The sequence below is a fragment of the Myxococcus sp. AM009 genome (genome assembly GCF_013372605.1).
Lineage (GTDB): Bacteria > Myxococcota > Myxococcia > Myxococcales > Myxococcaceae > Myxococcus > Myxococcus vastator.
On record NZ_JABXEP010000034.1, the window covers coordinates 23,675 to 43,487 of the forward strand.

The following is a 19,813-nucleotide window of genomic DNA, read 5'->3' on the forward strand; positions in this document are numbered from 1 at the left end:
CCGGGCGCCCCGATAATCCCACCCCCCGCTCAGGGCAGGGGGTGCGGCATCACCTGGATTTCGCGCTCCAGCGTCTCGCCCTCTTCGAGGAAGAGCTCCTCCCGGTGGACGGTGAAGCGGGCGGGCTTGCCCTCTTCGAGCAGGACGATGAACGTGTACGTCCCACCTGGGAGCTGCTCGTACACCCACACGCCCTCCTGGCTCTTCGTGGCCGGGCGGATGTCGCCGAAGCGGGCCCGCGTGCGCAGCTCCCGAGCGGACACGGCCAGTGGCACCGTGCCCGCCAGCAGCGCCTGGTAGCGCCCTTCGCCCGGCCTGGCCGGAGGCATCCGGATGCCGAGCCGCAGCGTGCCGCCGCCGGTGGCCTCCGTGAAGGCGAACGTCACCTTCCCCATGGGGGGAATGGTCACGCGCCGCGGGAGGAAGGTCACGCCGCGGCCTTCCGCGTTTTGTCCCATGGTGGCTGACAGCGTGTAGGTGCCCGCCGGGACGTTCCGGGCCTGGAACGTCCCCAGCGCCTCGTCCACCGAGGCGGAGTACTCCCCGTCGTTGGCCACGAGCTGGACAATGGCTTCCGCGGGCCTTCCGTCGCGGTCCTTCAGGGTGCCGTCCACCTGGGCTCCGGGGTAGATTCGCAGCTCCAGTGTTTCGTCACCGGTGCCAATACGCTGGCGCCTCAGGGGGTGGCCCCGGTAAGTCTGGACCAGCAGGTCCAGCGGGCGCGCCTCCAGCGGGGCGAAGGCGAACGTCCCGTCCGTGTCGGTGGCCTCCGCGGCGATGGGCGCGACCTCCTTCGTCCAGCCCCCTTCATCGGGCAGGTGGGCCTCGACGACGGCGTCCGCGATGGGGCGCGACGTCTCCGCGTCCACCACCCGGCCGCGCACGTTGCGTCCGGCCTCCAGCCGCACCTCGCCCAGGTCCATGTCCTGGCCCGCGGAGACCCGCACCTCGCGCAGCGCGCGTGTCAGCCCGGGGGCCTCGAAGGTCAGCCGCTGCGTGCCCTCGAACTCGGCGGCGAGCTCGAAGGCGCCCTGGGGGTCCCGGAAGGACTGCTGGTCAATGGTGAAGCGGGTAATGGGGGAGCCATCCCCGCGCACCACGCGGCCGCGGATGCGGCCCTGGCTTCGCAGCATCAGCCGCACGTCGTCCGCCCCGGACCTCGCGAAGACCACGAATGGGGAGCGCCCGGCCACCGTGGGGCCTGGGGCTTCGAAGACATATCCGTCCTTCGACGCGCTCAGCGCGCACGCGCCCTCCGTCAGGTGGTGCAGGATGAAGCGGCCCTCCGCGTCGCTGGAGGTGCCTTCGAAGACGCCGTCACGGGACCTTGGGAAGTTGTTCCCGTCCACCCGCGCGTCCGCCACCGGGCGTCCGTGTTCGTCCACGACGATGCCGGACACCGGGGCGCCCGTCTCCAGCCGCAGCGAGGCCTCCACGCGCTCCGTCCCTTGCACGGTGACGGTGCGCAGCGCCTTGGGCCCGCTGACGCCGAGGTCCGGCCCGGAAATCAGCGTGTACGTGCCCGGCCCCACCTCGGTGATGAGGAAGCGCCCCTCCGCGTCCGTTTCGGTTTCCTGGGAAGCCACCGCCTCGCGGGTGTCCACCAGGCTGAGCGTCATGCCGGGGATGGGCACGCCCTGGGTGTTCGTGACGACTCCCTCCACCCGGCCCGCCGCGCGCAGCGTCACGCTGAGCGCGGGGCCCGGCACGTCCACCCCCACCCGCTCCTCGACGTGCCCAGGGCGGGTGAGGACGAGCGTGTAGTCCCCAGGGTCGGGGAACGTGAGCTCGAAGCGGCCGTGTTCGTCCGAGGTGGTGGGGTCGACTTCTTCGCGGAAGGTCCCGGTCTCGACGTGAAGCGCGTCGTCCACGTCGATGTCCACGTCGGACAAGGGGTTGCCCTGGGCGTCGGTGACGGTGCCTTGGAGGAGGTGGGCGCGCGCGAGGGTGAAGTCCACGCGCTCACCGGGGCTGGCGACCACGTCACGGAGCTGGCCCTGGTGGCCGGGGGCCATGACGTTGAAGATGTAGGGCTCCATTCGCAGGGGGCCCAGCCGGAACCGGCCATCCTCCGCCGTGGTGACGTCGTCCGCGGGAGGCGCCCGTCCCCTGGCCGCGCCGGCGCCCACCCTGGCGCGAGCGATGGGGCGTCCGGACTCGTCACGCACCGAGCCCTCCACGTAGACGAGCGTACCCAGCCGCACGGTGGCCTCGGCGTCCCCGCCTTCCTCGGTCAGCGACACCGTGGCGAAGCCGTGCTCGCCTTGATGCGCCGCGCGCACCTCGTAGTCGCCCGGCGCGAGTGGCTCGAAGGAGAAGCGGCCCTGGTCGTCCGTCACGGTGACATGCGGCGTGTCCTCCACGAGGACCTCCGCACCGGACACCGGCTTGTCCTGGGCGAGCACGCGGCCGGACAGGCGTCGCGGTGGATGAAGGACGACGGGGTCGAGCTTCTCCGCGTCCACCTCTTGGAGCGACTCCGTGAGCAGGCCCTCGCGGGTGGCGACGACGGTGTATTCGCCCGGCGGGAGTGGGCCGAAGGCGAAGCGGCCGTCCGCGTCGGCCAGGGCATCGAAGAAGCGGGTGTGGTCCTGGTGGAAGAGCGTCAGGCGCGCACCGGGCAGCGGTGTGCCGGACTCGGCGACGACGCGGCCAGGGAGAAAGCGGCCTGCTTCGAGCACGAGCTGCACGTCCTGGGCGTCGGTGCGGACCTCCAGGGCCAGCGTGGCGTGGCGCTCGCCGATGGCCCAGAGCGCCACCAGGCCCTCGGGGAGGTCTTCGAGCAGGAACGTTCCGTCCGCCGCGGTGCGGGCCTGGGCCACCACGGGCGCGGCGCCGTGGCCGGCCTCGACGAGCGCGCGCACCAGCTCCTCGGGCTCGCCGATGCAGCCTCCGGAGGACAGGGGCAGCTCCGGTGAGCGCGTGTCGCATGGGCGCGCGGACAGGGACTCGCCGGGCATGTCGCGCGTGGCGGAGACCTGGATGCCCGCGGCGGGGCGGCGCCGCGAATCGAGCACGCGTCCGCGGAGCGAGTGGTCGCCACGCGGTGGGGGCGTCGGGACGCCGAGGTCGCGCCGTGATGGGGTTCGCCGCGCGGTGGAGGCGGCTGGCCGCTCGCCGGTGTCCTCCCCCCGGTGGACGAGCGCCACGGCCAGCAGCAGCACGAGCCCCCCGAGTGCGACCATCACCACCGGTTGTCTGCGCATTGCGTCCCCCGGAGCGTGAGCCCCGCGTCGAAGCCGGAGCATATCTTCGCCCGGGGGCTCAGGCGGGCGCTACGGGGTGGCGGCGCCGGGTGTCAGGGCCTCGATGCGCGCCTTCTCAGAGACCATGAGATTCCGGACGTGCTCACGCAGGGACGCCACGTCGGTGAAGCCGCTGGGGTCGACGGGGGGCATGACCTGGACGTGGCAGCGGGAGGAGGTCTCCAGCACCAGGCCATGCTTGGGCAGGGTGCGGGCGGTGCCGGTGAGGACCACGGGGATGATGGGGCAGCGCTGCTTCAAGGCCAGCGCGAAGGCGCCGTCCTTGAACGGCTTCACGACGCCGTCGAAGGAGCGCGTGCCTTCGGGGAACATGAGGATGGGCACGCCGCGAGACAGCCAGTATTCGCAGGCCGCCATCATCTTCATGATGCTCGCCTTGTCACCGCGCACCAGGGGGACATAGCGGTTGAGCCGCATGTTCCAGCCGATGAGCGGCAGCTTGAAGTTCGACGCCTTGGAGACCCACTTGAAGGGGCGGTAGAGGCCGAAGAGGACCAGGATGTCGCCGAGCGACTCATGGTTGGCCACGAGCACGGCCGGGCCCCGCCAGGGCAGGTGTTCGCGGCCGTCGATCTCCAGGCGCCAGAGCGGGTTGACGTAGAAGTAGAGCTGCGCCCAGAAGCACGAATACAGGTGCAGGACGCGGCCGTCGCGGTCGAACGGCAGCGTGACGGCCCACACGAGCACGGCGCCCACGAAGAGCACGGCGCTGGAGAGCATCAGGAACGCCCAGAAGACGATGGAGAAGAGGAGTCGAATGGCGCGCAGTGTGCCACAGGCTCGCGGGGCGTGGGCTTGTACTTGGGGGCCCACGGGCGTCAGAGGCCCTTTCAGGAGTCCTCTTCCGTGCCGCACCAACGTGCCCTGGCGCGGTGCCTCCGCTCGCAATGGTTGGAAACCCAAGAAGCGCGAGTGAGGCTGTCTGGTAGATTCGAGCCGGGAGGGCGTGCATTGCCCCGACTCGTTGCCATTCTTTACCTGCTGGTGTGATTCGCTGTCCCGGCGCAATCCCTCACGGACCCGCGTGAGCGTGTCATTCTCGCAGGCCCTGAAACGCAACAGCGACTGTGGCGACGGTCGGCGCTACGAAACGAAGCAACGATGGTTGGGTTTGGCCCTGTCTCTGGAGTTGTCGGGGGGAGAAGGCAGGGGGCCTCCCCGGCGCGTCAGGCCGTCCTCGACGCCATTGACGAGGTGAAGCGCTCCATGGAGGGCATTGAAGCCGCGCGCGCTCGGCTCGCGTCGCGTCCGCCCGCGCTCGGTGGCCGGGGACTCCATGGGGCATTCACGCGCTACCTCGACCATGGCTCCAGGCAATGGGCCTGGCTCCGAGGAACGCTCGGGAGCTCCACCGGGTTGGTGGGAGTGGCGTCACAGGTGGGGGACTCCGACATGGAGCGGGGCCTCCTCCGCATGTCGGGGCCGCGACTCCAGGCCGCGATGTTTGGCGCGCTGTTGCTGGCCACGTGGGTGGACTTCCTCCAACTCGCTGACGCCGTGCTTCGACAGTGCCCCGCCTATAGCGTTGAGAAGCTGTTCGCGGACCTGCATCGAGTTCTAGGCCTGATGGCTCCGACGCTGGCCGACCTCGCCTCGGGGGACTCGGAGCGCGTCGAAGTGGCGGCGACCGCGATGCCCGAGTTGATGGGGAAGCTGACCCACGAGTTCGACGCGATTCATGGAGGCGCCCGCGCGGCCATGGAGAACGGCGCCAAGCTCATGGTGGCGGCGCAGGTGGTGGAGATGTTCACCATGGTTTCCACGCTGAAGCTGTCACTCCCCCGGTTGCCTCCGGCTGGACCCGCGACGCTCGGCGTGGGGCTGGTGATGAGTCCGGGTGGCGTCATGGTGGGCTCGCGAATCGTCGTCTCCGCGGAGTGGGTGGAGATGATGCGAAGGCTGGTGCAGGCGGGCGTCCTCTCCGTTCCGGCTGTGAGCGCGGCCATCCGCATTCACGGCGGACAGGTGCTGATGGCCCAGGCGCACCGGGACTTGCCCAAGGGCGTGCGTGACGCGCTGGGCGCCAGCCCCGAAGTGCGCGGCATGCAGGTGACGGGCAGAGCGGGCGCGGGCATGTCCGACGCACCGAAGCATCACGTGCTGCCGAAAGAGCACCGCGAGAGGTTCGAGGCGCGCGGCTTCAAGGGCGACACGGACATCGACCAGTTCTGCGTGCGGCTGGAGCGGGCTCACCATGAGGCGATTCACGGTGGGGGAAACTGGAAGCTGGGGCGCATATGGCCGGGCGAGTGGAATCGGATGATCATGCGCGTACTGAGCAAGGCTGAGAGTGAGACAGGCCGAGTGTTGACTCGGAATGAGATCCTGAAGATCGTCGCAAGGAACATGAGAACCCATAAGCTCCCGATGAACTTCGTTCCTGGGAGAAGTCGATGAGCGAGGATCGTTCCTGGCAGGGGAACTGGAAGGCCCGCCTCTATGAGCGAGTTCGCGAGCGCGGCTACAACTCGCTGACGGCCTTCGCCAATGCGCGGCCTGCTATCCCGCTGTATCTCCTGGCCGACGAGCTTGGGCGGGACGACATCGCGGGAGTACAGGTGTTGAGCGGGCTCCTCGACGAAGCGGAACGACAAAGGCATGTCACACGCTTTGTTCGCGACATGCTCGTGCGCGAGCTGTCCGAGAGCTTCCCCGACGGTTGGCCGACCGTGATGGATGATGATGGCCGCTTCGAGGTCGCCCAAGCGCTCGGCTGCTGGTACGGACACGTACCCGAGTCCCACCAAGAGCGTGCCGATCAAGTCATGGCAGCGCTTCGCGCGACTCCTCCTCGTCCTGGCTGGCGCCCGCTCGGCCCTGACGACGAGCTTCTGCGAACGCTCCTCCCCGACGAAGAAGCCTGAGCGTCAGCGGCGCGAAGCACGGGCCGCGACGACAGCCCTCCCAGGACCGCGCCTTCGCGCCCACAGATTTAACTCGGCTTAATTCAACGGGAGCGTGGCCGGGCGCGATACTCGGTTCATCAGGGCCGTGGGGGCCCAGAGGGGGAAGTGAATGTCACGCATCCAGAGCCGTTCATTCTTCACACCGTCGTCGACTCCGGTGGCGCCGCGGAGCAGCCCCGCGTCTCGGGAGTTGGGGACGCAGGGGGCGCCGCCCGCGCCTCCGCGCAACCCCGTGCGAGACACGTTCGAGCAGGCAGTGAGCCTCGATGCGCTGCGGCGCTTGCAGGGCTTGGCGATGCAGGTGAGCGTGGCGCCCCACTGCGCCGCCCCGCCGTCCCAGCCGCGGGGCGGTCCGCCCTCGCTGACCGACGCCACGGACGTTGGCGGCGTCGACTTCAACCAGGTCGACCGCGCCGATGGTGGCCCCGTCACGCGCCTGCAGCAGTTCCTCGAGGGCGCGGGTTACCTGGACATGGGCGGCGCCGATTACGGCACGTTCGGGCGCCTGACACAGGCGGCCCTGCGGGACTTCCAGACCGCCGAAGGCCTCAGCCCCGCGGACGGCAACATGAGCCCGGCCACGCTCGCCGCCATGCAGCGCCCCCAGCACCCGGCGGCGGACCCGTCGATGGCCTCCCTGGCCCAGGCCTACGCGCCGCAGCTCGGGCGGCCCATGAGCCCGCTGGAGCCGGGCAGGGACGGCGCGATGGTGCAGCAATTCGAGCACGGCACCCTCACGCGCCTGCCGGGGGGCGAGGTGCGCGTGCAGGACCTGAACGGCGAGGACCTGGTGCCCCCCGTGTCCCCGAGCACCGTGTCGACGCTGGAGGAGGCGACGGCCTTCCACGTCGCCCAGTGGGGTGCGGAGGGCTACAGGGACTTCAACGATGGCAGCAAGTACTACGGCGGCAATGACTGCGGCCCGGCCTCGGTGGTCATCGCGGCGACGGCCGTGGGCGCGATGGCGCCTCCGGGCGCGGCCGGAGCGGGCGAGGCCATCGACACGGTGCGGGAGAACATCCTCGACGACCCGGACTCGGACACGTCCGTGACGATGACCGTGAACCAGGTGGCCGAGGGCGTGACGGACGCGGGCGCCGTGGCCACCGTCGTAGGCTCGGCGGACGTCGACATGGCGGCCGTGGACGCCGCGCTCTCTCGCGGGCATCCCGTCATCCTCGGAGGCAATCCCTTCGGCAACGACCCCGACCACCAGGCCTGGGGGCCCACCGCGCGGGCAGACGACAACTACCTGATGGGCGAGAACTTCGGTGGCCACTGGGTCACCGTGACGGGCATGACGGAGTCGGGCAACTACATCGTCAATGACCCGCTCTGCCCCAACGGCCCCATCGAGGTGACGCCGGAGCAGATGGCCGAGTACGTGGATGGCAACCTCGGCATGGTGGAGGTGAGTCCGACGCCCGTTCCCGTGTCGTGATGCGGGGCCCGGCCGCGGAGCCAGGGCTGTAGTAGCGTCGCCTGTCAGCCGGAGAGGACATGATTCCTCCGGCTGACACACGCGTGAAGGGCGTCCATGGCAACCCTGAAACAGGTCGCGTTCCAGATGGCGAGGACTCCCGCTTCAGGTGCCCTGGTGCGCTTCGGCTTCGCGCACGCGGACCGGCTCCTGCCGCTCACCTCCGTGGCGCGCTCGGCGCATGCCGCCATCTACCGCCACCCGCATCCGGTCTACGGCACCTTCCACCACATCGCCGTCCCCCTGCATGGCGTGCCGGATGTCTTCGCCCTGGCGCATCCGCGCCATGCAGGGCTCCGCGCGGGCCTCTTCGCGCTCATCGCCAGCGCCCGGCAGCGGGCCCCGTCCTCAGTGCTCGTCAACGCGGGCCCTCGCCAGGACGTCGGGCAGGTGCACTTCCACCTCACGGACGGCGCGCCCTTCAGCGACGCCGTCCGCGCGGAGGCCCTCACCTGGCCGGACTGGGACGAGGCCGTCCGCGCGCTGACCTCCGTCCCCGGCATCCAGGAGCGTTATCGCGCCGGCTTCTCGCTGCTCCAGGACGCGGGGGACGCGCGGGTGCGCCTTATCTGAGGCTCACGCCGTTGGAGACCAGAGGTCCGCCAGCGCGCCCGCGGCGTGGGCCTCGGTGTAGCGGCGCAGGTCCTCCGCGTTGTCCGCCTCGAGCCAGCCAGACGCGATGGGCACGGCGTGAATCGCCACGCCGTCGCGGATGAGGTCCTGGAGGAAGGCCGTCATCGACGTGTTCCAGTAGCGGGCATCCTGTGCCACGCGCAGGTCGAAGCGCTCGAAGAGCGCGTGCAGCACCCCTGGAGCGAAGCGCAGCAGGCCGATGTACTGTCCTTGCACTTCGTCGACCGACCGCACCCGCGCGCCGATGTCGATGATGCGCTCACCCTCCAAGCGCAGCGACTCGCAGTCCGTCGTGGGGTCCTCCATCCGGAGCTCCCAGAGGCGGCGCCACCGCGTGTCGACGGCGACGTCGATGTCCCGGGACGCGGCGAGCATCGTCCCCAGCACCTCGCGCGAGAAGACGATGTCCCCGTAGGCGACGAGGACGGGCTCGCTCCGCGACACCACGGGCAGGCTGAAGCGCAGCGTGGCGACCATGTTGCCCGTGGTGTAGGCCGGGTTCACCACCACGCGCACGTCGCGCCCCGCTTGAATCTGCTCCGGGTACGCGCCCGCCATCACCGTGACGTCGACGCCGAAGTGCTTGTAGACGGCCAACTGGTGGTCGAGCAGCGCCGCCCCGGCCAGCTCCACCAGACACTTCGGCCGGCTCGCCGCCAGCGGCCCCATGCGGGTTCCCAGCCCCGCGGCCAGAACGATTGCTTTCACAGGTTGTATGCCTCCATGAAGTCGAGGACCGCCGCCAGGTGATGAGGCGCGCGCTCGGGGTGCCAGAGGATTCCCAGCGCGCGCCGCTGCCTGCTCGCGAAGGCCTCCACCGAGCCCTCCTCCGAGCGCGCGAGGACGTCCCAGCCGGCGGGAACGGACTGCTCCTCCACGCCCCAGTGGTGGAAGCTCGCCACCTCCGCCGGGCCCCGCCACGCCCTGGCGAGCGGGCCGGTCAGCGCGTGGCGTACACGCACATGTCCCTCGACGCGCACGAGCCGCATCCCCGCGGCGAGCGCGAGCATCTGCGCGCCCCGGCACACGCCGAGCAGCGGCGTCCCCGCCCGGGCGGCGAGCGACAACAGCACGGACTCCGCCTCGTCCCGCGCGGGGACCTGCGCCTCACCCGTCCCTGGTGCGTCGTTGCCTCCGGTGAGGATGACGAGCGCGGGACGGAGGGCCTCGAACTGGGCGGTCGCCGCGGCGGCCACGTTCACCGCGGGGAACGGCACCCAGCCCGCCTCCCACAGACACGCGGCCCAGGAGGACTCGAGCGCGTCCCGCACCTCCGGGCGCCCTGGGACGCGGTCGCTTCGCTGGGTGAGCAGGACCACGCGTCGCTCACTCATGGATGAGCCTGCGCCCCCCGCAGTCCAGCGTCATCACCCGCCCGCCCGACAGCCGCCGGAACTGCTCCCGGCCCACGCCGATGGCGGCGGGGAGCTGCAGCTCGGTGCAGCGCACGGCCATGTGTGAGTTCGCGCCACCGTACGCCGTGACGATGCCGGCGACGCCGAGCGCGAGCAGGCCGTCATAGCCAGGGTCGGCGCGCTCCAGCAGCACGATGGCGCCGCGGACGTGCTCCGGGTCCGGCAGGCCGTTGGCGACCAGGACCGGCGCGCGCACACAGGCCTGGGTGACGAACAGGGGCTGCTCGCCGCTGCTCACGTGGAAGAGCAGGTGGGACGTGCGCACCAGGATGTCCGGCAGCTCGATGAGGTTGACGGCGGCGGCGTGTTCGCGCGCCTCGTCCACGGCGTCACGGCACCACCGCCTCGCCTCGGCTGGCGGGAGCCCGAGCGCCGCCTCCACCTGCTCCAGCGACAGGTGCGCGAGGTCATCGCGGCTGAGCCCCAGCGGCTCTCCCCACGCGGCGAGGTGCTCGAGCACGCCGCTGAGCGTCTTGGTGAACACATGCTTGCCGTACTCGCGGCCCGCGATGGCCGCGCCCAGGTGGCCGAGGAACGCGTCGCTCGTCAGCGCCAGCCCCGCGCCCTGGAGGCCCGCGTCGAGGCGCTCCAGGAGGTCCCGGGAGAGCGGCGCTGCGTCTCTGGGAGGCTCCTCCGCTCCCGAGATGAGCGGACCGAAGTACCGCTCCGGGTCCGCGCCATAGCGCGGCATCCGGATGTCGTAGGTCCCCGGGCGAAGGTGCCCGAACTCCGCGACGAGCGCCTCCAGTCCCAGCGCGCCCCGCCGCACGCGGAGCGCGTCCGCTTGCAGTTGCCCAGCCACTGTCCGGATGCGCTGGAGCACCTCGCGCTGTTCGCTCGCGTCGAGCACGCCTTCGCGCACGAAGCTCTTGAGCAGCGCGGTCACCATGAACGCCGTCCGCGCCAGGTGCGCGAAGGGCAGGGTGCCCAGCTCCCGCAGGCGCGCGAGGACGGGGCCGAGCCCACCCTCGAAGCCGGGCGCGAACGGATGGGCACGCAGCCGCTCCACCTGGGCCAGCCAGGCGGGCAGGTCGCGGAGCCCGTTGAGCGTGAGGTTTCGCAGCGCCGCGGTCAGGGCGTCCAGCTCCTGCGCATCCACCGAGGCCCCATAGTGGCGCCTCAGCCGCTCCCGCAGGCCCAGGCTCGCGCAGGTGTCGGCGATCTCGAACTCCACCTTGTCGTGCAGCTCGGGGGACTCGGCCAGCCGGGCGAGCTGGTGGGAGACCAGGGCCTCCGCCACGTGCGACGGGGTGACGGCGGGGATGAAGGAGTTGAGGGAGGCCCGCACGTCCACGTAGGCATGCCCCGCGAAGTCGCGGAGCAGGGGAACGCCGCGCAGGTCGCGGTACCCGTAGCCGGCGCGCTGCTCCGCCCAGGTCCTGTCTGTGATGAGCCCGCCGTAGAGGCTCCGCGCGAGCGGCAGCGGGCGCCGGCCAATCATCTCCGCGGGGTTCCAGTCCGTCATGGTGCTGTAGACGGGCCCCTCGCCGACGACGGGGCTCCTCGGCCGCAGCAGCGCCTGGTGCGCCGTGCAGGCCTCCGCGAGCAACCTCGCGCGGTGGACCTCGCTCCCCTCCGGAAGCGACGCGCCCTTGGCGATGGGCCGCACCTGGAAGAGGTGGAAGTGGCCGCCGGCCATCGCGAACTCGATGTCGAGCGCCTCCACCCCGATGAGCTTCACCAGCTCGCGGCCCACGGTGACGACGCGGCGGAGCGAGTCCGGCAGCAGCCCCTTGGGGACGCCGTGCTCCACATACGCGGAGGAGGGCTTCTCCAGGGCCCCGGACGTAATCTGGTCCGTGCGCCCGCTGTGTACGTCCGACGCCACCACCCAGTAGGAGGCCAGCGTCTCCGGGTGCCGCGCCATCAGCACGCCGCTCTCGCTCACGGGGTAGACGTAGGACTGGAGGAAGACCTTCTCCGCCGCCGCCCCCGGGCCATACGAGCCGAACACGTCCGAGATGGCGCCGCAGAGGGCCTCGGCGTCGCCCGCGTCCACGTCGAGCACCGACAGGAAGCGCCCGGCGTTCGACGCGCTCCACGCATCCTCCGCGGAGCAGGAGGAGCGGACCACGACGCGCTCGCTCCCGAAGCGCTCGCGCACGCGCTGGAGCACGTCGTCCCGGTCCCGGGCCCACTCCTCGCCGCGCACCACGAGCGGCTGGCAGATGCGCCATGGTCCGTGCAGCTCCGAGAGGACGTCGAGCGTGCGCGCCTTGTCCCCCAGGACGAGCCGGCCCACGGGGGTGAGCGGCTCGCTCGTGGCCTCGTCCTCACGGAGCTCGAGGCGCGCCACGTCTCCGGCCTGGGCGAGGCGGCCCGCCACCTCGTCCAGGTCCCAGCCCTCCAGCGCGCCTCGCACGGCCTGGGTCCTCCCCAGGATGAACCGGCACGCTCCCCGCCAGGTCGCGACGACGGCGGGGGCCTGCTGGAGCAGCGCGTGGAGCGCGCGCGGCCGGGGGAGCACCGTTCCCTTGAAGACGAGCGTCAGCGGCGCGCCGTCATACGACTGGGCCAGGGTGCTCAGGACACGCTCGGCCCAGACGCGCATGGAGGCGTGGGTGGGGCCGATGCTTCGGCTCCGGCAGTCGGGCGCGCTTCCGACCCGCGGGGTGAGGTGAAGCGTCGCGGTGTCACGGTCCAGGGCAGTCACGGGCAGCCTCGCACGGGCGGACGTGGCGCATGGCACGAGCGAGGCATCGCATTGTGGCCCCTGCCCACGTGTGGTGGATTGAATGCATGAGAACCTTCGCCACGGATGAGCGGCTCGCGTATCGCCGCGCGGGCAACGAGCTGCAGCCTCGCCCATCCGAGGACCATGTCCTCTCCTACGAGTACCGGCTGATGCAGTTGCCGCTGGTGCGGCCCGACCATCCGGAGGTCGTGCCGTTCGACCTCAAGGCCGGCTATGACTGGCTGGGCACCTACCGCGCGCCGCGCGTCTCGCTGGTGGGCTTCGTGGACTTCGGTGCCTTCGCCCAGAGCCCCCAATTCAACCGCTTCATGAACGCCGTCGCCATGACGGCCGCGGCGCGGAAGATTGCGTGGGACCTCGTCGAGCGGCGCAAATACAGACACCACTTCACCATCTGCAACGGGCTGCATGAGCGGATGCCCGCGCAGGACATCGTCCCCTTCGTGAAGCAGCGGCTGGAGGGCTTCCCTCGCTTCCGTGTCCAGGTGAAGGGCGGCTGGTTCTGGGGCAAGAAGAACGGCCGCATCTACTTCCCCGTCTACCCGGAGCTGACGGAGGGCCCGGCGCCGGTGGACCACCTCACCGAGGTCCAGAAGCGGCTGGGGCACTCGCTCCACCCCGGCTTCTACATCGGCTGTTTGCAGTTGATGGACCACCTGCGCTTCAACGCCGAGCTGGACGTGCATGAGGCGGACGAGCTCTTCGGCGTGCTGCGGAGCTTCCGGGAGACCGTCATCGTGGAGCTCGAGGTGAACGAGCTCTCCATCCTGCGCACGCACGACGACCTCATCCTCAAGAGCCGGGTGCTTGACCGGGTGCCGCTGGCGGAGTGACGGGCTCATTCGAACTCCTGGAGCGCGCTGCGCAGGAGCACGCGCTCGTAGGCGTTGCGGACCAGCGCCCCCAGCGGACCGATGAGCCGCGTGAGGTCCGTCTCGCGGTACAGTGCGGGCTGATGGAGCAGCTCCAGCACCGTGGCGATGAGCGCCGGCTCCACGCGGTAGTCGAACATCCCGGGCCGCCGTGGATGCGCGAGCCCCGCGCGCACCACCTCCGCCACCCGCGGGGCTTCGTGGGCCACCCCGCGCAGGTACAGCTCGCGGGACGCGTCGTGCTCGGCGCGGAGCGCTGCGAGCTGGCTGCTGGCCTCGCGCCACGGTCCGACGAGCGCCTCGGGGAAGGGGGCGATGAGCTCCACCTCCTCGGCGAGCCGCAAGCGCAGGTGCATCAGGAACTCCATGGGCGAAGGCCGCCACGCCCGTCCCACGAGCGCCTCCGGGAGCTGCTGCCCCGGCGACGTGGCGCGACGGGTGGGCTGTCCCTGTGACGCCAGGAGCAGGCGCAGCTCGCGGGGGTCGAAGGCCGTGGCGGCCTCTTCCAGCGTCGCGCGGGTGTCATCCGAGGAGTGCATGAGGCTCAGCGCGCGCGTCGGGGCTTGTAGCCGGCTGCGCAGGTGGTGCGGCGAGCGCTTGCGCGGGTCCGCGGAGCCCTTGAGCGCCTTGAACGCCGCGCAGGCCGAGCGCCCCGGGGTGTGGAGGAGCAGCGCGCAGGAGGGCTCGAGCAGATAGATTTCGCTCGGGACGGCCCACGTCTTGTCGACCGCGATGGGGCGGTTGGGGCTGTAGACCGCCTCGATGGTGCTCTGCGTGTACTGGACGAAGCGCCGGTCCACGACGTGGAAGCCCTCACGCTGGAGGAACGCGAGCGCCTCCTCGGCCAGCCCGAGCCCGAGGGCATACGGGTCGAAGAACGTGAAGACGAACGCCTCGCTCCCAGGACGCGTGGCGAAGTCGTCGACGAGGCCGGACACACTGGCGAGGTTTCTCATGGGTGTTCTCCGCTCCCGGGTTCGACCAGCCACAGCGCCTCGGCCGGCGCGAGCGACACGGGCCCGCTGCCCTGGCGCCCGCCGAGCAGGTCCTTCCAGGTCCGCAGGGGCGTGGCGACGGACACGGGCTCCACGCCGAAGTTCACCAGGACGTGCAGGGGCTGACGGTCATGGCTCCGCGCCAGGTGGAGCACCCGCGGGGCGGGCAGCCGCGCCTCGCAGCCGTCGTCCTCCATCAGCGCGGGCGCCTGCTCGCGCAGGTGGATGAGTCTCAGAAGGGACTTCAGGATGCGCGCATGCACCGGTCGCCGGACCCGCTCGCGGAGCGCTTCGTAGGCGTAGCGGTGCCGGTTCGCGGCGCGCGGGTTCGAGGGCTCGAACTCCACCGCGTCCGGCAGTCCGAAGAGCGTGGGGAAGTAGAGACAAGGAGTCGCGGGGAGCGCGAAGAGGAGCGCGTGGGCGGCCAGGTAGCGCTCGACGTCGAGCCCCGCCTCGGTGGAGAAGATGCGGTGCAGGGAGCTGTTGAGCTCGTAGGGCCGTGACTCGCCCCTCACCTCCGCGTGGGACACCTGGACCCCCGCGCGCTCCAGCCGCGTGAGCACGCGCCGCAGGGTGGGCGCGTCGAGCGGCGGGTCCATGGGCCGCAGGTGTACGCCGTCATGAGTCTGGAGAAAGGCGTAGCCGTCGCGGTGGCGCGCATCGGACGCGGACGCGTTCACCCAGTCCACCAGGGGCTGCCCCTCGCCCGCCAGGGCCGCCGCGAAGACGAGCAGCGGCGCCGCGAGGTGGTTGTCGTGCTGCGCCAGCTCCCCGCCCAGGTAGCACCGCTCCCCGGCGCCGTGGTCCGTCTCCGCGAGCAGGCGCACCGAGGGGTCCACCAGGTCGGCCACGGCGCGCAGCGCGCGCACCAGGACCTTCGCCTCGGGCTGGTGTGGCCCGCCGGGCACGCGCTTCCACGCGTGGGGAATGGCGTCCAGGCGGATGACGCGCGCGCCCGCCGCCACCAGCCGCAGGAGCGTCCGCGCCATGCGCTCGAAGACGTCCGGCGAGCCATGGTTGAGGTCCACCTGCGCGCGCCCGTAGGTGCACCACGCCCATACGGGACGCCCCCCGGCGTCGAAGCGCTGGAGGAGGGGAGCGGTGCGCACCCGCGTGCCCCACTCGATGGTCCGTGGCTCCTGGAAGAGGTGGAAGTCCTCCGGCCGTCCCGCGCCGCGTAGCACCTCCCGGAACCCCGGGTGCGCGGTGGATACGTGGTTCAGCACCAGGTCGAGCATCAGCCCGCCGCCCACCTCCGCCAGCCGCTCCAGGTCCTCCCACCCGCCCAGGCGTGGATGCACGGCCTGGTGGTCCACCACCGCGAAGCCGTCGTCGCCGTCCGACACATAGGGCGGCAATACGTGCAGCAGCGTCGTCCCCAGGGGGCCCACCTCCTCGTCGAGGAAGCGCCGCAGCGCCGCGAGGGGCGCCACGCCGCCGTCGGCCACGTGGTCCGGGTACACGGTGATGACCGCGGGCCGCGCGCTCGCCGCCGCGTGTCCGGGCCGGATGCGCGCGCGGACGTCCTCCGCCTCCGCCGCCAGCGCCTGGGCCCGCGCGTCCGCGCGCTCCGCGCCATGGAGCCGGCCCAGCGCTTCTCCGAGCCGCGCCATCGCCGAGGCGCGGACCGGTTCAGCCATGGTGCGGGGGGTGGTCATGCCTGGTGCTCGAGGACGTAGGTGATGCTGCCCTGGAGGAACTCCACCGCGCGCGCCAGCTCCGGCTCCGCCGACATGCGCGCGGCCATGCGCTGATGCAGCGCCTCGATGCGCGTGAGGCAGTCACCCAGCGGGCCCGCCGCGCAGTCCGCGAGGATGGAGAGCCCCTCCGCCAGCAGCGCCCGGTCCACCTCTCCCGCGGTGGTCATCGCCTTGCGTGACTCGATGAGGAGCCACTTGCGCGACGCGCTGGTCACCCCCAGCGTCGCGAGGATGGAGACGAGCGCCTCCTCCACGGCGATGCGCGCGACGTGCCGGCTGGACTCCTCGCTGGTGGGGCGGTGGCTGATGGCGTCCTCGAGGTACTCGTGGACCTCCATGAAGTGCCGCACCGTGAGGTAGGTGGGCAGCAGCTCGACGAGGAACTCATCCCGCCAGCTCGCGACGAGGCTCGGGTTGAGCAGCGGCACGCCGGTGCGCAGGCGGTGCAGGAAGCGCAGCTCCGGGCCGTCGATGATGGGGACGAACTTCAGCTCGGACGGCTTGTAGAGCGCCGGCGCGATGGCCGTCATCCACGTCATGATTTCCGCGACGCGGCCCCGCTCGGCGAGCTCGATGTTGACCTCGATGCCGTCGCAGTACTGGAGCGCCTCGCTGAAGCGGCTGTTCTTGAAGCGCATGCCCTCCCGCGCCGTGACGAGCGACGTGCGGTGCGGCACCAGCACCATCAGGTCCACGTCCGAGCTGGGCGTGCCATTGCCGGCCGCGAGCGAGCCCGTCAGCAGCACGCCGCACGAGGCGGGGTCGCTGACGAGCTCCGGAAGGATGCGTTCGAGGTCCACGCCGTGGGCGCGGAGCGTCTCCGCGGTGAGCGGCTGGCCATTGGAGAGCTGATGCGTGCGCTTCATGAGGTCACCTTCCCCTGCCCCTGCTGGGACAGTTGCAAGTCCGAGAAAACGTCCGCGCACGCGTCCGCGACGGTGTGCACCATCTGCGCCTCATGCGTCCGCATCACGCTCAGGCGCAGCAGGCCGCGGCCGGCTGGGACGGCCGGGTGGATGACCGGGTTGGCGTAGATGCCCCGGTTCCACAGCAGCCGCCACGCCTGGAGGGTGTCGAAGTCCGCGCCCACCTCCACGCTGACGATGGGCCCATCCGACGGCAGGGGCCGCAGCCCGCGCGCCGTGAGCGCCTCGCGCAGCGACGACACCCGCGCCTTCAGCTCGCGCACCAGCTCCGGCTCCGTCTGGAGGATGCGCAGGGCGGCGAGGGCCGCGGCCACGGAGGCGGGCGTGTTGGAGGCGGTGAAGAGGAAGGGGCGCGTGAGGACGCGCAGGGCTTCAATCTGGTCCGCGTCCCCGATGATGGCGCCGCCGCAAGAGCCCAGGCTCTTGGAGAAGGTCACCGTGATGAAGTCCGCGTCCTGGACGATGCCCTCCTCCTCCACCGTGCCCAGCCCCCGCTCGCCCACCGTGCCCAGGCCGTGGGCCTCGTCCACGATGAGCGCCAGCCGCGTGGCGCGGCACACCTCCAGGAACCGGCGAAGCGGCGCCCGGTCCCCACGCATGGAATAGACGCCCTCCACGACACAGAGGCCGGGGAGGTCTTCCTGCGTCGCCTGGCTCAGCAGGTCCTCGGGGTCGTTGTGCGCGAAGCGCTTCATGGTCGCGCGCGCCAGCCACACGCCGTCCAGGACGGAGGCGTGCATCTCCTCGTCCACCCAGGCGCGGTCATTGCGGCCGAGCAGCGAGCTCATCAGGCCCAGGTTGGCGCCGTAGCCGGTGGAGAACACCATGGCGCCCGTGCGGCCATAGAAGCGGCGCAGGGCCTCCTCCAGCTCCTCGTGGAGCGCGAGGTTGCCGTTGAGCAACCGCGAGCCCGTCACCCCCGCGCCCCAGCGGGCCGAGGCCTCCTGCGCGGCGGCGATGACGCGCGCGTCGTTCGCGAGCCCCAGGTAGTTGTTGGAGCCGAAGTTGAGGATGTCCCGGCCCTCCATGCGCGTGAGCGGGCCGGTGGCGGACTCCACCCGCGTGAAGTACGGGAGGCGCCCGATGCGCCTGCCCAGGCGGGCCTGGGCCACGCGCGGGTCGCCGAGCAGCTTCTGGATGACGGGCGCCCGAGAGCGGCCCGTGGTGGTTGGGTCATGTGGTGTCATGCTTTTGGTCCCGGAAGTCGAACGCCAGACTCGCGGCGGTCGCGCACACGGCGGTGAAGGTGAGGATGACGGCGGCGCTCTGGAGCACGACGCTCCAGCGGCCTTCGCCCAAGGTGGCTTCGTTGAGCGCGCGCAGCGCCCAGTAGTGCGGGGTGACATGGCCGAGCGCGCGCGACCATCCCGGCAGGGCTTCGGTGACGACGATGGCGCCGCCCACCGCGCTGAACGTCACGAGCACGAGGTACGAGAGGTTGGAGAGCGTGGCGGTGCTGCGGGTGACGGCGAAGAGGAGGAAGCCCAGCGCCGCGCCGCTGGCCACCAGCACCGCGCCGGTGAGCGCCACCTGGGGCAGGCTGCCGTGCAGCGGCAGGCCCAGGAACGCCGCCGCGAAGCCCGTGAAGAGCAGCAGCTGCGCGAAGGACATCGCGCACGCGGGCAGGACCTTGCCCAGGGCGAACGCGAGCTTCGACGGGCGGAGCAGCGCCTGCCTGCCCTGGGTGTGGTACCAGAAGTCCCGGTAGAAGGCGTGACCCGAGTACGTCACCACCATGTAGCTGAACATCACCGCGAAGCCGATGGTGGCCCGGCCCATGGCGCCCGGCGCCGCGCTGAGCCCCGAGACACCCGGGCCGAGGATGGCGGAGAGGACCGCGGGCAGGATGAAGATGAACACCATGGCCGTGCGCTCGCGCGCGAGGACACGCCACTCGGTCAGCGCGTAGCACCGCGCCTCGTTGAAAAAGCCAGCCACTCCGCCGTGTGTGGCGGAGGGCGGGGACGACGGGTCGTGACTCATGGGGCCTCGGATTCCCGAGCGAAGGCGCTCAGCGACGGGTCTCTCAGCAGGAGGTCGCGGAGCCGGTTGCCGGACAGGCGCAGCTCGGAGAGGTGGACGTCGGAGGGGAGCTCGCCGAGCTTCGAGCGGACCTCCTCCAGGCTGTTGGTGGTCAGCGCGAGCTCCCACGCGGTGTCCGTGGGGCGCTCGCCGCGCAGCGACAGCGTGCGCGCCTGGCTCGACAAGACGGCGCCCAGCGCTCCCAGGTCGCGCGTTGTCCCGTCCCGCAGCAGCACCAGCTCCGTGGACAGCTCCTCGATGTCCTCGGGGTAGTGCGCGGTGACCAGCACCGCGGCGCCCTCCTCGCGCCAGGCGCGCACCCGCCGCACGACGAGCTGGCGGGCCTCGAAGTCGAGCGCGACGGTCGGCTCATCGAGCAGCCGGATGGGCGGCGCGTGGACGAAGCTCGCCGCCAGGTGTACGAGGCGCCGCTGCCCGCCTGACAGGTGGTGCACGCGCGTGCGGGCGATGGGCCCCAGCGCGAACTCCTCCAGGGTCCGGTCGACGGCGGCCTTCGCCTCCTTGCGGCCCAGCAGCAGGTGCGCGAGGTGCCCGACGTTCTCCTCCACCGTGAGCACGGGATAGAGCGCGATGGCCTGCGTCGCGAACCCGATGGCGCGGCGGGCGGGGAGCGCCCCCACGTCGAGCCGGAGCGCGCCTCCAGTTGTCCCCTGCACGGTGCGGGTGAGCACGCCCAGCAGCGTCGTCTTGCCCGCGCCGTTGGCCCCGAGCAGCCCGACGCAAGTCCCCCCTCTCAAGCGAAGGGTGGCGTCGCGCAGCACGGGCGCTCCACCAGCGAACGCGAAGGACAGTCCCTGCGCGGAGAGAAAGACGGTTTCCGGCGTGTGTCCCATGGTCAGTGGGTCCGCCCAGGCCGGATTTCGAAGGATGAGCGTTTATCTG

At 71.3% G+C, this 19,813-nt stretch carries 16 protein-coding genes; 5 read left to right on the forward strand and 11 right to left on the reverse strand.

Annotation, left to right across the window (positions count from 1 at the left end; genetic code table 11):
• Window positions 1–29 precede the first annotated feature (29 nt).
• Entirely contained in the window at window positions 30–3,206 is a 3,177-nt protein-coding gene (locus tag HV824_RS11445) for a carboxypeptidase-like regulatory domain-containing protein (protein WP_176423269.1), read from the reverse strand.
• Window positions 3,207–3,275: 69 nt separating this feature from the next.
• Window positions 3,276–3,971 (reverse strand): lysophospholipid acyltransferase family protein, encoded by a 696-nt coding sequence (locus tag HV824_RS11450; RefSeq protein WP_176417661.1) that lies wholly within the window; start codon window positions 3,969–3,971, stop codon window positions 3,276–3,278.
• A gap of 501 nt (window positions 3,972–4,472) precedes the next feature.
• On the opposite strand from HV824_RS11450, the gene HV824_RS11455 reads away from it, so the two are divergent.
• From HV824_RS11455 to HV824_RS11470, 4 genes are all read left to right on the forward strand, one after another.
• Window positions 4,473–5,663 carry a DUF2380 domain-containing protein gene (locus HV824_RS11455; RefSeq protein WP_176423270.1) on the forward strand — a complete coding sequence of 397 codons (1,191 nt, stop codon included), beginning with the start codon at window positions 4,473–4,475 and terminating at the stop codon, window positions 5,661–5,663.
• Window positions 5,660–6,130 (forward strand): NUDIX hydrolase, encoded by a 471-nt coding sequence (locus HV824_RS11460; RefSeq protein WP_176417627.1) that lies wholly within the window; start codon window positions 5,660–5,662, stop codon window positions 6,128–6,130. The genes HV824_RS11455 and HV824_RS11460 overlap by 4 nt, the downstream gene beginning before the upstream one ends.
• A 151-nt stretch (window positions 6,131–6,281) precedes the next feature.
• Window positions 6,282–7,613 (forward strand): peptidoglycan-binding protein, encoded by a 1,332-nt coding sequence (locus HV824_RS11465; RefSeq protein ID WP_176423271.1) that lies wholly within the window; start codon window positions 6,282–6,284, stop codon window positions 7,611–7,613.
• A 96-nt stretch (window positions 7,614–7,709) separates the two neighbouring features.
• Window positions 7,710–8,225, forward strand: coding sequence for a hypothetical protein (locus tag HV824_RS11470; RefSeq protein ID WP_176423272.1), 516 nt, complete (start codon window positions 7,710–7,712; stop codon window positions 8,223–8,225).
• A 3-nt stretch (window positions 8,226–8,228) separates the two neighbouring features.
• On the opposite strand, the gene HV824_RS11475 is transcribed toward HV824_RS11470, so the two are convergent.
• Genes HV824_RS11475 through HV824_RS11485 form a run of 3 tightly spaced genes read right to left on the reverse strand, consistent with a single transcriptional unit; the run spans window position 8,229 to window position 12,353 of the window.
• The gene (locus HV824_RS11475) at window positions 8,229–8,993 is read right to left on the reverse strand and encodes a phosphocholine cytidylyltransferase family protein (protein ID WP_176409239.1); all 765 of its coding nucleotides are present in this window, start codon (window positions 8,991–8,993) and stop codon (window positions 8,229–8,231) included.
• On the reverse strand, window positions 8,990–9,619 hold the full coding sequence (locus HV824_RS11480) for a gamma-glutamyl-gamma-aminobutyrate hydrolase family protein (protein ID WP_176409240.1): 630 nt from the start codon (window positions 9,617–9,619) through the stop codon (window positions 8,990–8,992). The genes HV824_RS11475 and HV824_RS11480 overlap by 4 nt, the downstream gene beginning before the upstream one ends.
• Window positions 9,612–12,353 (reverse strand): PEP-utilizing enzyme, encoded by a 2,742-nt coding sequence (locus HV824_RS11485; protein ID WP_176423273.1) that lies wholly within the window; start codon window positions 12,351–12,353, stop codon window positions 9,612–9,614. Before HV824_RS11485 ends, HV824_RS11480 begins: the two co-directional genes overlap by 8 nt.
• 86 nt (window positions 12,354–12,439) lie before the next feature.
• Between HV824_RS11485 and HV824_RS11490 the strand changes: the two genes are divergently transcribed.
• A complete protein-coding gene (locus HV824_RS11490; protein ID WP_176417623.1) occupies window positions 12,440–13,228 on the forward strand; it encodes a hypothetical protein in 789 nt (262 codons plus the stop codon).
• A 5-nt stretch (window positions 13,229–13,233) separates the two neighbouring features.
• Here the strand turns inward: HV824_RS11490 and HV824_RS11495 are convergent, their stop codons facing one another.
• The 6 genes from HV824_RS11495 to HV824_RS11520 are packed head-to-tail and all read right to left on the reverse strand — an operon-like array spanning window position 13,234 to window position 19,764.
• Window positions 13,234–14,223: a nucleoside-diphosphate kinase gene (locus HV824_RS11495; RefSeq protein WP_176423274.1), complete on the reverse strand. Its 990-nt coding sequence runs from the start codon at window positions 14,221–14,223 to the stop codon at window positions 13,234–13,236.
• Window positions 14,220–15,902 (reverse strand): alpha-amylase family glycosyl hydrolase, encoded by a 1,683-nt coding sequence (locus HV824_RS11500; protein WP_176423275.1) that lies wholly within the window; start codon window positions 15,900–15,902, stop codon window positions 14,220–14,222. Before HV824_RS11500 ends, HV824_RS11495 begins: the two co-directional genes overlap by 4 nt.
• A 14-nt stretch (window positions 15,903–15,916) precedes the next feature.
• Entirely contained in the window at window positions 15,917–16,828 is a 912-nt protein-coding gene (locus HV824_RS11505) for a nucleotidyltransferase domain-containing protein (protein ID WP_176423276.1), read from the reverse strand.
• Window positions 16,825–18,075, reverse strand: coding sequence for an aminotransferase class I/II-fold pyridoxal phosphate-dependent enzyme (locus HV824_RS11510; protein WP_176423277.1), 1,251 nt, complete (start codon window positions 18,073–18,075; stop codon window positions 16,825–16,827). Before HV824_RS11510 ends, HV824_RS11505 begins: the two co-directional genes overlap by 4 nt.
• Window positions 18,062–18,826 carry an ABC transporter permease gene (locus HV824_RS11515; protein ID WP_176409247.1) on the reverse strand — a complete coding sequence of 255 codons (765 nt, stop codon included), beginning with the start codon at window positions 18,824–18,826 and terminating at the stop codon, window positions 18,062–18,064. The genes HV824_RS11510 and HV824_RS11515 overlap by 14 nt, the downstream gene beginning before the upstream one ends.
• A gap of 41 nt (window positions 18,827–18,867) precedes the next feature.
• Entirely contained in the window at window positions 18,868–19,764 is an 897-nt protein-coding gene (locus HV824_RS11520; RefSeq protein ID WP_176423278.1) for an ATP-binding cassette domain-containing protein, read from the reverse strand.
• Between the last annotated feature and the right edge of the window lie 49 nt (window positions 19,765–19,813).

Bases quoted from the DNA above. Each gene is read 5' to 3' on its own strand.
- HV824_RS11445 (WP_176423269.1), bottom strand. From the start codon at position 3,206: ATGCGCAGACAACCGGTGGTGATGGTCGCACTCGGGGGGCTCGTGCTG.
- HV824_RS11455 (WP_176423270.1), top strand. From the start codon at position 4,473: ATGGAGGGCATTGAAGCCGCGCGCGCTCGGCTCGCGTCGCGTCCGCCC.
- HV824_RS11460 (WP_176417627.1), top strand. From the start codon at position 5,660: ATGAGCGAGGATCGTTCCTGGCAGGGGAACTGGAAGGCCCGCCTCTAT.
- HV824_RS11465 (WP_176423271.1), top strand. From the start codon at position 6,282: ATGTCACGCATCCAGAGCCGTTCATTCTTCACACCGTCGTCGACTCCG.
- HV824_RS11470 (WP_176423272.1), top strand. From the start codon at position 7,710: ATGGCAACCCTGAAACAGGTCGCGTTCCAGATGGCGAGGACTCCCGCT.
- HV824_RS11480 (WP_176409240.1), bottom strand. From the start codon at position 9,619: ATGAGTGAGCGACGCGTGGTCCTGCTCACCCAGCGAAGCGACCGCGTC.
- HV824_RS11490 (WP_176417623.1), top strand. From the start codon at position 12,440: ATGAGAACCTTCGCCACGGATGAGCGGCTCGCGTATCGCCGCGCGGGC.
- HV824_RS11495 (WP_176423274.1), bottom strand. From the start codon at position 14,223: ATGAGAAACCTCGCCAGTGTGTCCGGCCTCGTCGACGACTTCGCCACG.
- HV824_RS11500 (WP_176423275.1), bottom strand. From the start codon at position 15,902: ATGGCTGAACCGGTCCGCGCCTCGGCGATGGCGCGGCTCGGAGAAGCG.
- HV824_RS11505 (WP_176423276.1), bottom strand. From the start codon at position 16,828: ATGAAGCGCACGCATCAGCTCTCCAATGGCCAGCCGCTCACCGCGGAG.
- HV824_RS11510 (WP_176423277.1), bottom strand. From the start codon at position 18,075: ATGACACCACATGACCCAACCACCACGGGCCGCTCTCGGGCGCCCGTC.
- HV824_RS11520 (WP_176423278.1), bottom strand. From the start codon at position 19,764: ATGGGACACACGCCGGAAACCGTCTTTCTCTCCGCGCAGGGACTGTCC.